At 42.6% G+C, this 13,607-nt stretch carries 12 protein-coding genes; 6 read left to right on the top strand and 6 right to left on the bottom strand.

Annotated elements, in window-relative coordinates; genetic code table 11:
- Positions 1-683: 683 nt before the first annotated feature.
- The 3 genes from WFH18_RS14540 to def form a co-directional block, all read right to left on the bottom strand.
- Positions 684-2,714, bottom strand: a complete 2,031-nt coding sequence (locus WFH18_RS14540; RefSeq protein ID WP_164543297.1) for a TonB-dependent copper receptor — start codon at positions 2,712-2,714, stop codon at positions 684-686.
- A 72-nt stretch (positions 2,715-2,786) separates the two neighbouring features.
- On the bottom strand, positions 2,787-3,197 hold the full coding sequence (locus tag WFH18_RS14535; RefSeq protein WP_004644876.1) for a DUF2946 family protein: 411 nt from the start codon (positions 3,195-3,197) through the stop codon (positions 2,787-2,789).
- 92 nt (positions 3,198-3,289) lie between these two features.
- Complete coding sequence (gene def, locus WFH18_RS14530) at positions 3,290-3,820, bottom strand: peptide deformylase (protein ID WP_004644875.1); 531 nt, start codon at positions 3,818-3,820, stop codon at positions 3,290-3,292.
- Positions 3,821-3,940: 120 nt separating this feature from the next.
- Here def and WFH18_RS14525 point away from each other — a divergent pair, with 120 nt between their 5' ends.
- The 3 genes from WFH18_RS14525 (at position 3,941) to WFH18_RS14515 (ending at position 6,937) form a co-directional block, all read left to right on the top strand.
- On the top strand, positions 3,941-5,095 hold the full coding sequence (locus WFH18_RS14525; protein ID WP_121980265.1) for a LysM peptidoglycan-binding domain-containing protein: 1,155 nt from the start codon (positions 3,941-3,943) through the stop codon (positions 5,093-5,095).
- A gap of 91 nt (positions 5,096-5,186) precedes the next feature.
- Complete coding sequence (gene dprA, locus WFH18_RS14520; RefSeq protein WP_121980266.1) at positions 5,187-6,326, top strand: DNA-processing protein DprA; 1,140 nt, start codon at positions 5,187-5,189, stop codon at positions 6,324-6,326.
- Positions 6,327-6,367: 41 nt separating this feature from the next.
- Positions 6,368-6,937, top strand: a complete 570-nt coding sequence (locus WFH18_RS14515; protein WP_121980267.1) for an L-threonylcarbamoyladenylate synthase — start codon at positions 6,368-6,370, stop codon at positions 6,935-6,937.
- A 445-nt stretch (positions 6,938-7,382) separates the two neighbouring features.
- Here WFH18_RS14515 and WFH18_RS14510 read toward each other — a convergent pair whose 3' ends face one another.
- Complete coding sequence (locus WFH18_RS14510) at positions 7,383-8,279, bottom strand: DMT family transporter (RefSeq protein WP_164543296.1); 897 nt, start codon at positions 8,277-8,279, stop codon at positions 7,383-7,385.
- A 190-nt stretch (positions 8,280-8,469) separates the two neighbouring features.
- Between WFH18_RS14510 and WFH18_RS14505 the strand changes: the two genes are divergently transcribed.
- From WFH18_RS14505 to WFH18_RS14495, 3 genes are all read left to right on the top strand, one after another.
- Positions 8,470-9,015 carry a glutathione peroxidase gene (locus WFH18_RS14505; RefSeq protein ID WP_153567111.1) on the top strand — a complete coding sequence of 182 codons (546 nt, stop codon included), beginning with the start codon at positions 8,470-8,472 and terminating at the stop codon, positions 9,013-9,015.
- 323 nt (positions 9,016-9,338) lie between these two features.
- Positions 9,339-9,938, top strand: a complete 600-nt coding sequence (locus tag WFH18_RS14500; protein WP_004644869.1) for a hypothetical protein — start codon at positions 9,339-9,341, stop codon at positions 9,936-9,938.
- Positions 9,939-10,079: 141 nt separating this feature from the next.
- Complete coding sequence (locus WFH18_RS14495) at positions 10,080-11,075, top strand: pirin family protein (RefSeq protein WP_153567112.1); 996 nt, start codon at positions 10,080-10,082, stop codon at positions 11,073-11,075.
- Between the two features lie 41 nt (positions 11,076-11,116).
- Here the strand turns inward: WFH18_RS14495 and WFH18_RS14490 are convergent, their stop codons facing one another.
- On the bottom strand, positions 11,117-12,493 hold the full coding sequence (locus WFH18_RS14490; protein WP_164543295.1) for an NAD-dependent succinate-semialdehyde dehydrogenase: 1,377 nt from the start codon (positions 12,491-12,493) through the stop codon (positions 11,117-11,119).
- 302 nt (positions 12,494-12,795) lie between these two features.
- Positions 12,796-13,473 (bottom strand): hypothetical protein, encoded by a 678-nt coding sequence (locus WFH18_RS14485; RefSeq protein WP_155857674.1) that lies wholly within the window; start codon positions 13,471-13,473, stop codon positions 12,796-12,798.
- Positions 13,474-13,607: the final 134 nt, after the last annotated feature.

Here is a 13,607-nt window from a genome sequence, read left to right as displayed (position 1 = left end):
TCGAGTAATTTCTACCATCAATCAATGAAAATAATTTCGATCGATCAACCAGTAAAAATCCACACAAGTTGTTCTTCATAATCTCTTAATGATCTTCTTGCTAATTCGTCATCAGCAAGCTAGGTCGGCTATATTACTCCCTATCTCTAGAAAGTCAACCAGTAATTCAGATTATTTTTAAACTTATCAAATAAAACCCAACTCAATCAAACTTAACTAAGTCACTGTTTTATCAGAAGTTTTAATCTTCATCACCGCCGATGGATGTGCATTCTACAGCATTTCAGAGCCCTTGCAACACTTCTTGCAAAGATTTTTTATCGTGTGTTTATTTTTCAAACCAATAAAAATATAAGTAATTGTTATATATAGTTAATTTATTTTCATTATTTTTGAATTTTATTGAGCACCTTCAACAAAACCTACCCACTAAATCAATAAGATATTGTTTTATTTTAATTTAAATTATAAAAATCTTTATTACATGACTTATATCGTTCAATTCACATTCTATTCTTGTTTGATTCTTCAGCAATCTGGCGTTTATATACACAAAACTTGTTTTATTGGGTCTTCTTCCAATATACATAGGCCCGATTTAAATATGAAAAAATTGATTGCAACCCTAAAAATTAAAAAAGCCACTGCTATTTAGCAATGGCTTTTGGAATATTAAGCAACAATTAGAATTTCATACTGACACGTGCCCAGTAATTACGTCCCATATTATTAAACTGCTCGGTTGCTGGTAAACCTGTCCCGGAAGCACCCATTTTATTTAAGTGCTCGGTATAAGTCCGGTCTAGAACATTATCGACTCCGACTGATACATCCACGCTATCCATAACATGGTAGCTACCGTTTAAAGACAAAATACCAAAGCCTGCGCTCTGCTTGTTGTCATAACCCACAATATTACCTTCGTTAAGACTGATCCGGTTTTGACCATCTACTACACGCCATAGCAATCCAAAATTATATTTGTCTTGAACATAGCGCAAGTTAACACGGGCTTCTAAAGGAGAGATTTGTGGTAACGGCGTATTATCTGTGGTGTTTTCACCCCAGGCATACATGGCGCTGATATCGGCCTGCAGGCGGTCAGTAAACTGGTAACCAATTCCAGCTTCTGCACCAGCGATAATGGCATCGACATTACGGGTATGTGCTTCGAGCATTCCCATCATGCCAGTAGGTTTATATGTCGTTAACACATAATCATTAATCAAACCTGCGTATGCGGATGCCCATGAGTTGAAATGACCATGCTCATGTTGATAACCAAAATCTAGCTGTAATGTCTTTTCAATATCAATATTGGCAAAAGTATTGACGTTATCATTTCCCGTTTTAGGACTGAATAATTCCCAGTAATCCGGCATACGCTCGACATAACCCAGGCCAATATAGGTCTTGCCATCGTCATGATCGGGATGATGATTTTCAAAACGAATAAAAGCACTCGGTAAAGTTTCATTGCGTTCCTGTTGAGATTGAACAGCGTCTACATTGACCTGATCAAGACGAACACCAGACACCAGCTTATTGTTATCACTAAGCTGATAACTCAATTCTCCAAAAACCCCCACAGACTGGAATTGCATATCTTTAGTACGCGGCTGAGTTTGATACGGCGTCATCAGACTTCCATTACGTTTAGTATGTTCGTTATTCTGACTATCGATACCAGTAATCAGCTGCAATTTATCCCACTCATTGGTCATTGCCATACGCGCGTTCAATGTTTTACGTGTCACATTGGTCGCCATTGGCATACTCATCATTCCTCCAGGCTGGAACTCGCGCAAACTAAAATTATCCATGACATGATCATTAAAGTTGTAGTTCACTTGTGCTTCTATCTTTTGGATCACATCCGTGACGTTGTGCTTTTCCACACGTAAACCCAGACTTTCGCGTGCGAACTTGGAACCATCCATTGCACGGCCAGCATAAACCGCTTCACCATCCGCCTTACCACCCGTCAGCTCTACCCAGGTATCCTCATCCGGTGTCCAACCTAATGCGACATCCGCATTCCAGCGCTCCCAATCTGAAGGCACAGTGGTTCCATCACCATCTTGATAACTATTCGATACCGAACGATTGGTATTGAGTCGGACATATTTCTGATCATCGCCTGCTGCAACTTCGACATTATGATCAAGACGTCCGAAAGAACCCATCAAGACACTGGCCTGACCGCGATAGTTTTGATCTTGATCAAACTGTTCCGGTGTACGTTCGAAAATCACCGTTGCCGCAGAGCCAGTATTGGCATATTGAACCGTCTGCGGGCCTTTAATCACCGAAATACGGTCATAGCTTTCCGGAGAAATATAAGAGGTCGGCGAATCCATACGACTTGGACAGGCGCCCAGGTTTTCGGTGCCATCAGTCAGGATTTTTATCCTTGAACCAAACATGCCACGGAAAGTGACATCACCATTGGTGCCGGCACCGCTATTGACCGAACTAAAGCCGACAATACTTTGCAAATAATCCGCACCATCACTGGCAGGAATCGGTTGAATCGGCTGTTTTGGATCAGCGCGGACAATCAGCCCATTGGCATCATTACCTGATGCTGACGTCACCACAATCGGGGCAAATTTCTGAACCGGCATGGCGTCATTGGCCATCACTATCGAAGAATAACAAGCAACACAAATCGCAGCCGCAAGTGGCTGTAAAGAAAATTTAGGCTGAGCCATTTCTCTATCTCACTAAATACATAAATTAGGCACGGCTTGAGTCAATACCAACCCAAGCTGAAAAATGCAGATTTATGCAGGCAGTGGTGGCGCTCGCCCCTGAGGAATTAAGAAGAGTTGCTGAAGGACAAACCAGACATGCTTAAAGGTTTTTTGATAGGCAATTAAACGGACATGAATCCGATCAAGAACCTGTTTGATGTCTAGATCTGGTGGTAAGACTAAATTGGCATGAACCTTACAGTACTGACACTGATGATTGGCATCATGATGATCATGTTGAAGATGATCAGATTGGATAAGGTGACTATGCTCGCCAGCGCTATGCTGCGCATGAGCATCTGTCGCGATAAAAAGCGCACGCGTGATGGTTTCACAGACCGGAGCAACCTGATATTGCTTCGGTAACAAAGGCTGTAAAAATACAGCAATCTGTAGAAACACAGCTGCAAATGCAAATAGCAGCCCCGCGCGTAAAAACACAGGCTATTCCTAAAACATGCTTATGTTGATTATAACAAAGCCCAATCAGAATTGGGCTTTGCTAGACCATTTAAATAAACTTTAAAATGATCCTAGCGTTTCACTGCCACCTTGTCTTTATTACGCTGGCGAACCAGTTTTTCCACTTTTTCACGTGCACGTTGACGTTTTAATGGCGATAAATAATCGACAAATAATTTGCCATTTAAGTGATCCATTTCATGTTGGATACACACAGCGAGAAGTCCGTCAGCATCGAGCTCAAATGCTTGACCTTCCAGATTAATTGCCTCAATTTTTACGCGTGACGGACGATCAACTTTATCGTATATTTGAGGAACTGATAGACAGCCTTCTTCGTAGGGCTGCGTTTCTTCAGTCAATGGTGTGATTTTGGGGTTAATAAACACCATCGGTTGATCTTTATTTTCAGACAGATCCATAACAATCAGCTGAATATGACGATCCACCTGAGTCGCGGCAAGTCCGATACCTGGTGCTTCATACATGGTTTCAAACATATCCGCAGCGAGCTGACGAATTTCATCAGTCACTTCTTCGACAGGTTGTGCAATGGTACGAAGACGGGGATCCGGGAAACTTAAAATAGGTAATAAGGCCATACTGCGTCCTCAATTATGCCATTGATCAAAAAACCAAATGAAGGGAATGCTTCATCAAAAAAATGTGTGTAAGATCGTTATTATAACGCAACTACGCACATAATTTTAGGAATTATGATAATGAAAAAGGTTTTGAAGGGCATGCCATTTTTTAGTGCCTTGGGGTTTAAAAATCAGATGCTGGCACTTGCCGTTTGTGTCGGCGTCAGTATGGGGACCATTCATTCTGCCGAGGCAGCACCTGCACGCAACGTCAATCCACCGGCATTAAAAGCCAATGCACCGAACGTTTATGTGGTGAAAAAAGGCGATACGCTTTGGGATATCTCGAAACGCTTCCTGAAAAATCCGGTACGTTGGCCGGAAATCTGGGCCAGTAATAAGCACGTGAAAAATCCACACTGGATTTTCCCTGGCGACCGCCTGCTGATGTGTGATTACCAAGGCCGTCCGATTATTGGTAAAGACGAAGGTGATGGTTGTGAAGGTATTATCAGCCGCTATCTTGGCAGTACTTCTCTGCAACCCCAGATTCGTGTTGAATCTTTAAATAATACGATTCCCGTGATTCCGCTTGAACATATTAAGCAGTGGCTGGAACGCTATACCCTTCTGGCACCTGATTCAGTTCAGGGCACACCCTACATTCTCGGAACTGCAGATCAGCGCGTACTGGCTGGCAAAGGCCAGAAAGTTTATGCACGTGGTCACGGTCTGGTAGTTGGCCAACGCTATGCGGTGTATCGTGAAGCGGAACCGTATGTATTTACGGATGCAAACGGCAAGAAATATACGGCTGCACTGGAGCTGCAACAGGTGGCATCTGGTATTGCAGTTCGTGGCGAAGGTGATGTGACCACACTTGAACTGACAGATAGTTACAATGCTGAAGTACGTCGCGGTGACCGCGTACTCGCAGAATACGATCCGATGTTACCGACGCTGTTCTATCCAACCAATGCAGAAAATATTGCTGCCGGTGGTCAGATTGTGCGTGTATTGGGGTCGATTGGTACAGCAGCACGTCATAGTGTCGTCACCATTGACCGTGGTACGGCACATGGGGTTCAGACGGGTCATGTCTTTAGCGTGAATCAAAAAGGTGAAGTGGTGACTGATCCGAAAACCAAAGAACGGGTGCAATTGCCGGGCGAGCGTATTGGTCAGGTCATGGTATTTAAAACCTTCGATCAATTGAGCTACGCTTATGTGCTGGAAAGTGAATTACCAATCAAGGTTGGTGCCAACATTCAGCCGCCACTATTAGAAGACTAAGCTTTTAAACGGGATGATGTGGATTGATCGGCATCATCCCTCCTGTTTGAACTCATACCCATAATAAGAAGACACCGAAATAGGTCTCACCATGTTGAATACATTGTCGACAGCGCAAATCCATGCCATTACGCTGTGGTATTTACTGCAACACTCCCTCAGCAGCTTTTATAAAATCAGTCAGCATTATGCAGACCTCGCCCATGCAATTGATGGTTCTCAAACCGAAACCTGGCGCAAGTTGGGCATTCATAAAAACCACATTCAGCGCCTGCAAGATTTCCAGTCAAGTGAGTCGCAGCTCCATTTTCAGCGCAGTCTTGAGCAGATCCAGTTGCACAGTGACTTTGTGCTTTTACATACAGATGCCGAATATCCACAGCAACTGAGCCATTATGCGCATAAGCCGCCAATCCTGTTCGGGCAAGGGCATGCAGATCAATTGCTGCAACCGCAAATCGCGATTGTGGGGAGTCGCAAGCCCAGTCTGCACGGCCGGCAAGTCGCTTATGACTTTGCTTTTTATTTGAGTGAACAGGGTTTTTATATTAATAGTGGCCTGGCACAAGGGATTGATGAAGCCGCACATCAGGCCGCATTACAACATCGGCGAACGATTGCAGTGATGGGCACAGGCATTGAACAGACCTACCCTGCTGCCCATCAAACACTACGTCAGCAAATCATCGAACATGGAGGTACGGTCATTACTGAGTTTTTGCCATTTACTCCCCCCTTACAGCAGCATTTTCCACGGCGTAACCGAATTGTCAGTGGCTTAAGCCTCGGGGTGATTGTGGCAGAAGCCGCCTTGAAAAGCGGTTCATTGCTGACCGCACAATGGGCAGCGGAACAAGGCAAGACCACATTCGCCATCCCGGGGCATATTTACAGTGAACATCACCAGGGCTGTCACCAACTGATTCGTGAAGGTGCGATTCTGATTGACCATCCACAGCAGGTCATCGAAGAACTGGCGCTGGCCACGCAATGGCAAGCTTTGGAAAACACCACCAAAACGAAAGTTATTGAAGCAACATCACAGCAAATTCCACCGCATCTGCTCAGTCTGTATAATCAGCTGGACTGGGTGGGACAGAGTTTGGATCAACTGGGAACGCAGGTTCAGCAAGAGGTATCTGCTTTGACCAGCCAACTCATGGAACTGGAGTTACTCGGTTTTTGTACCCAGCAAGCCGGCCTCTATCTACGTTGTCGGATTCTCAAATAAGGTTCACAATAGCGCTTTGTTGTTTGATATAAGGTATCCACATGATCACTACCTCTGTTGCCGAAGCAGCAGCATGGCTTAAAGATGGACAAGTCTTGGCATATCCTACAGAGGCTGTTTGGGGCTTGGGTTGCGACCCCTATAATGAACAGGCATTTCATCAGATTTTAGAATTAAAACAGCGCCCGATTGAAAAAGGCGTGATTCTGCTGGCAGCTCATCTTTCACAGGTAGAACATCTGTTGCAGGATTTAAGCGAAGAAATGCGTGAAAAAGTGATTGAATCCTGGAACCATGACAGACCTGCTGATCGCGCGACCACCTGGTTACTTCCTGCAAATAAAGACATTCCTGACTGGATTAAAGGTCATCATCCTAAAGTAGCCGTACGTGTAACCACTCACCCACTCTGTGTGGCACTGTGTCAGGCCTTTGGCGGTTTTATCGTTTCGACCAGTGCCAACCCTGCCGGCATGGAACCTGCCCGCTCACTTCAGGATGCGATCCGCTATTTTGACCAGAACCTGAATTATCTAAATGGTGACCTCGGTTTAAGTCAGCAACCAAGCCGGATCATTGATGCAGTGACTGGTGTAGTTATTCGTGACTGAGTCCTGTCTGATTTAGTCGGGACACTCAAGCCCGACTAAAGTTTTAAGACAAAAAAAAGCTCAGCCATATAGGGATGGCTGAGCATAAAAAAGGATGTGCATAAATCACATCCAGAGGGTTCATAAAATCTCTGGGAGTCTGATAAAACAAGGATTTTCCTGCTTGATCATTCTCGATGGGCGCATTATGAAAGAAACTGAATACAACGACAAGTACAATAAAACAATCAAACAATACATATTTTCTATTAATAGCAAACAATTTTTGACCAATATTCAAAATATCTTGCTCTTTCTATTCTCTTTTTAAAATAAAACGATATTTTTCTATTTGTTTTAACATTTGAAAATTAGCATTTAAAAGGGGATTTCAATTAAAAAAGTTTTGATCAACCGCTCAATATTTAATCAGACAAAATTCTTAATTAGCTCTTTTAATTCCTGATTAAGCGGATCTTCCGGGATATTGAGCCCAGAGGATTCCAAGTAAAATGATGCCACCGCCGATACTGTGATACATGGTCCACGCTTCACCCAGCCACAAATATGCGACTACTGCAGTAAAAACCGGCATCAGATTCATAAAAATACTGCTGCGATTGGGACCAAGTTGCTGCACAGCCATCATCCAGAATAACGGCGCGGCAATGGATGGGAAAATTCCGGCATAGATAATGCTGGCTGCATTAGCATGATTGATGCTGTCCAGACCTAAAATCAATACCAAAGGAATATGATAGAGAAAGGCCATAAAAATCTGAATATACAGGCTCACTAAGAGTGGAATCTGAATCTGCCATTTTTTCAGAAACACGCCATAACAGGCATAGAAAAATACTGCGATCAACATCAACAGATCGCCAATATAGCTTTCACCTACGCTTAAGAACTGCAGACCCTGCCCTTGCGCCATGACATACATCAAGCCAATAAAGGACAGAAGACTCCCTAGCACTGCAGCCTGTGTCGGGCGAATCTTTAAAACAAAAATACCCACGATAATGGTAAAAATTGGAATAAAGGCATTGATCAGGCCCATATTGGTCGCAGTAGTGTAGTGTGCCGAGCTATAGGCCAGTCCCTGATACAGCACCATTCCCAGCACACTCAAAACAGCAAAATGTCCGAGATATGGACGAATTTCCGGCCAGGCGGCTTTGACTTTGGACAACATGAATGGAGTTAAAATCAGTAAGGCCAAGGCCCAGCGGTAGAAACTAATACTGATGGGAGAAATATAATCTGCCACATAACGGGTAACCGTCATATTCAGAGACCAAATCAAAACTGCGGCCAGTGGTAAGGCCATGGCCCACCAGACTACCTTTTGTTGCTGTGTCATACTTTCATCCATGAGTCGCTGGTCTTGTTATTAAGCTATGCCTATTCGCGCATCCTAGCATAATAGATTTTTCACATAATATTGAGGCAATTTGCAGCTTTAAGTAACTGAGCTCACCTGTTTCTACTTGTGCTGAAAGCGAATACCCGTTAAAACAAATACCGTTCAGTCGCAATAAACAGGAAATCTAATGACTCGCTCTGTATATGACATTCCAGTCAAAACTATTGAAGGAACAGAAACCACTTTAAACCATTACCAGGGTAAGGTTTTGCTGGTGGTTAACGTCGCATCTAAATGTGGCTTGACGCCGCAATATGAAGGCTTACAAAAACTGTATCAGGACAAAAAAGCGGAAGGTTTGGAAATTCTTGGCTTCCCTGCCAATAACTTTTTGGAACAGGAACCGGGTAGCGAAGCCGAGATTCAGGAATTCTGTTCAGTGAATTATAAAGTCGACTTCCCGCTATTTGCTAAAATCTCTGTCGCGGGTGAAGACAAGCATCCTTTATATACCACCCTTACGCAGGCTGTACCGGAACGTATCGGTGAAGGTCCTTGGTGGAAAGATCTGGTCGATTATGGCCTAACCCCAAACCAGCCACCAGAAGTACTCTGGAACTTTGAAAAATTCCTGATCAATAAAAATGGTGAAGTAGTGGCGCGTTTTGCACCAGACATCACTGCGGATGATCCACGGATTGTCGATGCAGTGAATGCAGAACTTGCAAAATAATTCTCGATTATTCTCATAAGCATCAAGCTTGAAATAAGTATCTATTTTCTTGGTAGATACTTATTTTTTTCAAAACTGCTATTTAGCTAAATTGAGATTCACCGGACATATCTTTAAAGTAATTGCAGGCTAAAAAAGCCAATTCGGTGAGAACAAAGTACTTCTTTACCAGCTTTTAATAAACTTTTCCTGTTTTTAAATAATGAAATATTCGGAACCCAGAAGAATTGTTATGAGTTTGCAACAATCTTTTTTATCTCCATAGTTTGTCCTTATATTAGATACTATTAAAATTCCATCACCTGTATCGAGACCCTGATTCCATGTCCAAGATTCTTGCCAATGCTGTCCTTCCTTTCGCATTATTTAGCTCTGGAATTTTACTGATGGGCTGTGATCAGGCTGTCGAAGCACCGGCTGAACAGGCAGATACCACGACCTCAGATCTGGAACCAGCCTCTCAGCAACAGAGCTCAACAGCGCAAACCGAGCTTAAATCGGGCAATATGTTTTATATGGTTCGTGATGTAGCCGACTTGCAGCTCAAGGCCGGCAGTTATGTCGAACAGTTAAAACAAACCCAGACTGAACTGCAAACGGCGGTCGAAGCCAAAGATACCCAGCAATTGCAGTCCACCGCAACCCAGCTTCAACAGCAACTCAGCAGTTTTAATCAGGTGCTGGGCAACCTGAACTTGAAAAGCCAAGAAATTGACCAGATTCGTGACAACATCATGACTGCCAATCAGCAGGTTCTGGCTTCTCCTCTTTTAAACGGCCAGGTAGATTTCAGCCAAGTGAACTTGAAAAAGATTGAATCGCAGATGGTCAATGTGCAATCCGAAATGGTCAAACTGGCAGGCTTGCTGATCCAGAATCCAGATCAGGAATCAGAGAGCAATACTGATCAGGACAATACTTAAAATACCTAAAAATCTCATTTTGAGGCGATTGATCGAAACACATCTTCTTCAATCGCCTTGCAGGCTATACACTGTTATGAATTATAAAAATTATATTTAGATCAGGAATTTTCATCTAATCAGATCATCAGGAGTTCAATCATGTCGAATTCAGTGCTGTATTCTGTAGTTCCTGTCACATCCCGGCTTGATCTGAAAGATCCTTTTATTTTTACCGTTCATCATCAAGATCATTATCCGCAAGGCAATGCAGAATTAGGACCTGTTTCCCCTCCGCAACAGCATGAATATGACATGTATTATGGCGAGAGCATTCCCGGCTTTCCGGAGCATCCGCATACTGGCTTTGAAACCATTACCATTGTCGAGCGCGGTTATGTCGATCATTTTGACTCGCTGGGAAACTCGGGACGTTATGGCGCGGGTGATGTGCAATGGCTGACTACCGGCAATGGGGTACAGCATTGCGAGATGTTTCCTTTAGTCCATCAGGATCAGGACAATCCTCTGGAGCTGTTTCAAATCTGGCTGAATTCCTCACCGGAACAGAAAAAACAGCCAGCTGATTATAAAATGTTGTGGCGTGAACAAATTCCACATGTATTTTCAGCCGATGCGGCCGGACGTAAAGCGGATATCCGGGTCATTTCAGGGCAGTTTAAACAGACTCAGGCACTGGATCGGCCACCACATTCATGGGCAGCCATGCCAGAGAATCAGCTCAATATTTATTTAATCACTTTAAAGCCAGAAGCAGAATTAATCATTCCTGCAACCACTGCTACTGCAACGCGTTTTTGTTATTTTTATCAAGGTAGAAGCTTGGAGCTTGAAGGACAGAAAATACAGGTCAAGCATCTGGTAGAACTGAAACCAGATCAGGACATTCACCTCAAAGGCAGTTTACTGGAATCGCATATTTTATGGCTAGAAGGTGAACCGATCGGTGCACCGGTGGCTATGCATGGGCCTTTTGTTCTGAATAGTGCTCAAGAACTGGATACTGCTTTTCGCCGTTATCGCGAAACCCAGTTTGGTGGCTGGCCTTGGCCAAGTGCTGAACCGTCATTTCCACCAGAACATCCGCGCTTTGCCAGTTATGAAGGCGGCAAATGTGAAGAATATCCAGACAAATAAGCCACTGAATAGTGGCTTATTTGATATCGGATCAGCTCATATTATTTTTTCGGGCTTTTGACGACGACCAGTTTCTTCTGCACAAACTCTTTAAAACCATCAATCGACAGTTCATGCCCATAACCGGAATTTTTGATTCCACCAAATGGCAATTCGGGCGTGGTGTCAGTAAACCAGTTGATCCAGATCATGCCAGTTTCTACCCGTGACGCCAGTTTTTTAGCACGCTCGATATCCTGTGAATGAATCACGCCACCTAAGCCATAATTAGAATCATTGGCAATTTCGACAATTTCATCATCATCCTTCGCCACATAGATTTGTGCCACCGGGCCAAAGAATTCTTCATACCAGGCTTCATTTTCACGCGTGATATTTTCCAGAATAGTTGGCGCATAGAAATTGCCTTGATGTTCTACAGCCTTACCGCCAGTAACTACGGTCGCACCTTGCGCTACGGCCTTTTCGACCTGCTCGCTGAGTTTTTCCAGCGCATCTTTTGAAGACAGCGGTCCTAAAGTGGTTTCAGGATCGAGCGGATCACCCAGTTTTAACTGTTCAAAAGCTTTCAGCATGCCGGCCTTGAATTGTTCGGCAATTTTTTCATGCAAGATAAATCGCTTCGCCGCCGTACATACCTGCCCGGCATTATTGACACGCGCCTGACAGCCTAACTTGATCGCGCGTTCCAGATCTGCATCATCGAGTACGATGAATACATCATTACCGCCCAGTTCCAGCGTTGATTTTTTAAGATGTTTTCCGGCCTGTTCAGCGACTGCACTGCCCGCACCTTCTGAACCTGTCAGTGCTACACCCCGCACACGCTTGTCTGCAATTACTTCAGCGACCTGATCACTGCTGATAAACAGATTGGTCCAGACACCTTTGGGTGCGCCTGTATCCAAGACCAGTTGCTCAAAGGCTTCGGCACATTGCGGCACAATGCCGGCATGTTTTGCCAGAACCGGATTACCAATCGCACAGTTCGGCGCAAAGACACGCATCAGTTGATAAAACGGGAAATTCCACGGTTCAACCGCCATGATAATACCCAGTGGATGATGCTCAACCCAGGCTTCTCCCAGTTCCGTTTCATAGGACACCGGTGCTAAAAATTCTTTGGCATGATCCGCATAATATTCTGCAATTTTGGCGCAGGTTTCGATTTCACCTTCACTCTGCTTGATCAGTTTCCCCATATCCAGCGTCATGAGCTTGGCCAGTTCAGATTTTTGCTCTCGCATATTGCTGGCCAATTTGCGCAGTACTTCAATACGAGTATCGACCTGTTGTGACCAGTCTGACTTTAGGATTTGTTCTGCTGCATCAAGTGCATTTTGAATATCTTGATCACTATGGGATGGGTAGTCTTTCAATTTTTGATTGGTAAATGGATTAATAGATTGATAAGCCATGATTTTCCCTTTTTCAATTATAAGTTCCGCCTGTTCAAAACCCAATCGCATCAAGTTATAACAAACGAGTATCTGTTCGAATTATTTAACTTATCATTGATTTTTTTATGGCGTGTGTCTGCTTACAGATTGGTTCAAAACATTACTGAGAAAGGGTAAAAGTTATATCGAGTGGTACAAATAACATAAGAGTACATGGGGAAGATAGAAACTTTTCCATAAATCTAATTTCTAAATATATTCCTCTTAAATTTTATGTGGAATTTAATAAATTACTTAATATGGATTAATACTAGAAGATGTCACTTTATATGGTTTTCTAGAAATGAATCACTTTTAATCAAATTTATAATTTCTCCAATATAATCATCTGAAATTTTCATAAAATTTGCATTTACTCCCTCCAGAAAAAGTAGAATTTCATTAGTAGGCACATCGCCATTTTCATTAATTTTATTTGTAATCTCAATAAATAAACTATTAATTTGCTCATGAAAATCTAGCAAAGATTTTTTTAATAATTCATTTTCTATAACCTTTAGATAGAATAAACCTTCATGCATTAATTGATCTAAGCATAAATTTATAGTTGCTACTTTACTAAAAATCTGTTTTTTATGTTCTTCAATTAAATTATATTTATCAGCTCTCTTACTATTTTGAAAAGTTCTTATCTCCGATTGAAACGGTGAGAGGTACAAAACTTCGCCATGCAGTATTTTTAAATGATTAATTAAATTTTTTCCCAAATCACTAAAATAACTCGCTTTATGTTCTTGCTTCCACATATCTAATAAAAGATATGCAACTATAGCAGCATATAAAGTTGCCCCAAAACTTAGACAAGAAGCTAAAGCTGCTCCCCGATCAATGGACATTGGTAAAATAAAAACAATTGCAATCAATACTGTATAAGAAAAAATAAGTAAGAACATAGAAAGCACTTTTCTATAAAGACTTCGTTCTGAAAATTTCTTCAATGCTAACCCCTTTTATTATTAATTATCTCTGTACACGACAAAAATAGATAACTCATTGAAATAATGTCATAATAATTGTTTTCTAACGACGAATACTATGACACATCTCAATGAGTTATATCTTATCTTAAACA

The sequence above is a fragment of the Acinetobacter sp. USHLN143 genome, from assembly GCF_037145695.1.
Classification (GTDB): Bacteria; Pseudomonadota; Gammaproteobacteria; order Pseudomonadales; family Moraxellaceae; genus Acinetobacter; species Acinetobacter fasciculus.
The sequence above is the reverse complement of the archived record's forward strand: the minus strand, read 5'-3'. Positions and strand labels throughout refer to the sequence as shown.

Bases quoted from the DNA above. Each gene is read 5' to 3' on its own strand.
- WFH18_RS14490 (WP_164543295.1), bottom strand. From the start codon at position 12,493: ATGGCTTATCAATCTATTAATCCATTTACCAATCAAAAATTGAAAGAC.
- WFH18_RS14510 (WP_164543296.1), bottom strand. From the start codon at position 8,279: ATGACACAGCAACAAAAGGTAGTCTGGTGGGCCATGGCCTTACCACTG.
- dprA (WP_121980266.1), top strand. From the start codon at position 5,187: ATGTTGAATACATTGTCGACAGCGCAAATCCATGCCATTACGCTGTGG.
- WFH18_RS14495 (WP_153567112.1), top strand. From the start codon at position 10,080: ATGTCGAATTCAGTGCTGTATTCTGTAGTTCCTGTCACATCCCGGCTT.
- WFH18_RS14525 (WP_121980265.1), top strand. From the start codon at position 3,941: ATGAAAAAGGTTTTGAAGGGCATGCCATTTTTTAGTGCCTTGGGGTTT.
- WFH18_RS14515 (WP_121980267.1), top strand. From the start codon at position 6,368: ATGATCACTACCTCTGTTGCCGAAGCAGCAGCATGGCTTAAAGATGGA.
- WFH18_RS14540 (WP_164543297.1), bottom strand. From the start codon at position 2,714: ATGGCTCAGCCTAAATTTTCTTTACAGCCACTTGCGGCTGCGATTTGT.
- WFH18_RS14505 (WP_153567111.1), top strand. From the start codon at position 8,470: ATGACTCGCTCTGTATATGACATTCCAGTCAAAACTATTGAAGGAACA.
- def (WP_004644875.1), bottom strand. From the start codon at position 3,820: ATGGCCTTATTACCTATTTTAAGTTTCCCGGATCCCCGTCTTCGTACC.
- WFH18_RS14500 (WP_004644869.1), top strand. From the start codon at position 9,339: ATGTCCAAGATTCTTGCCAATGCTGTCCTTCCTTTCGCATTATTTAGC.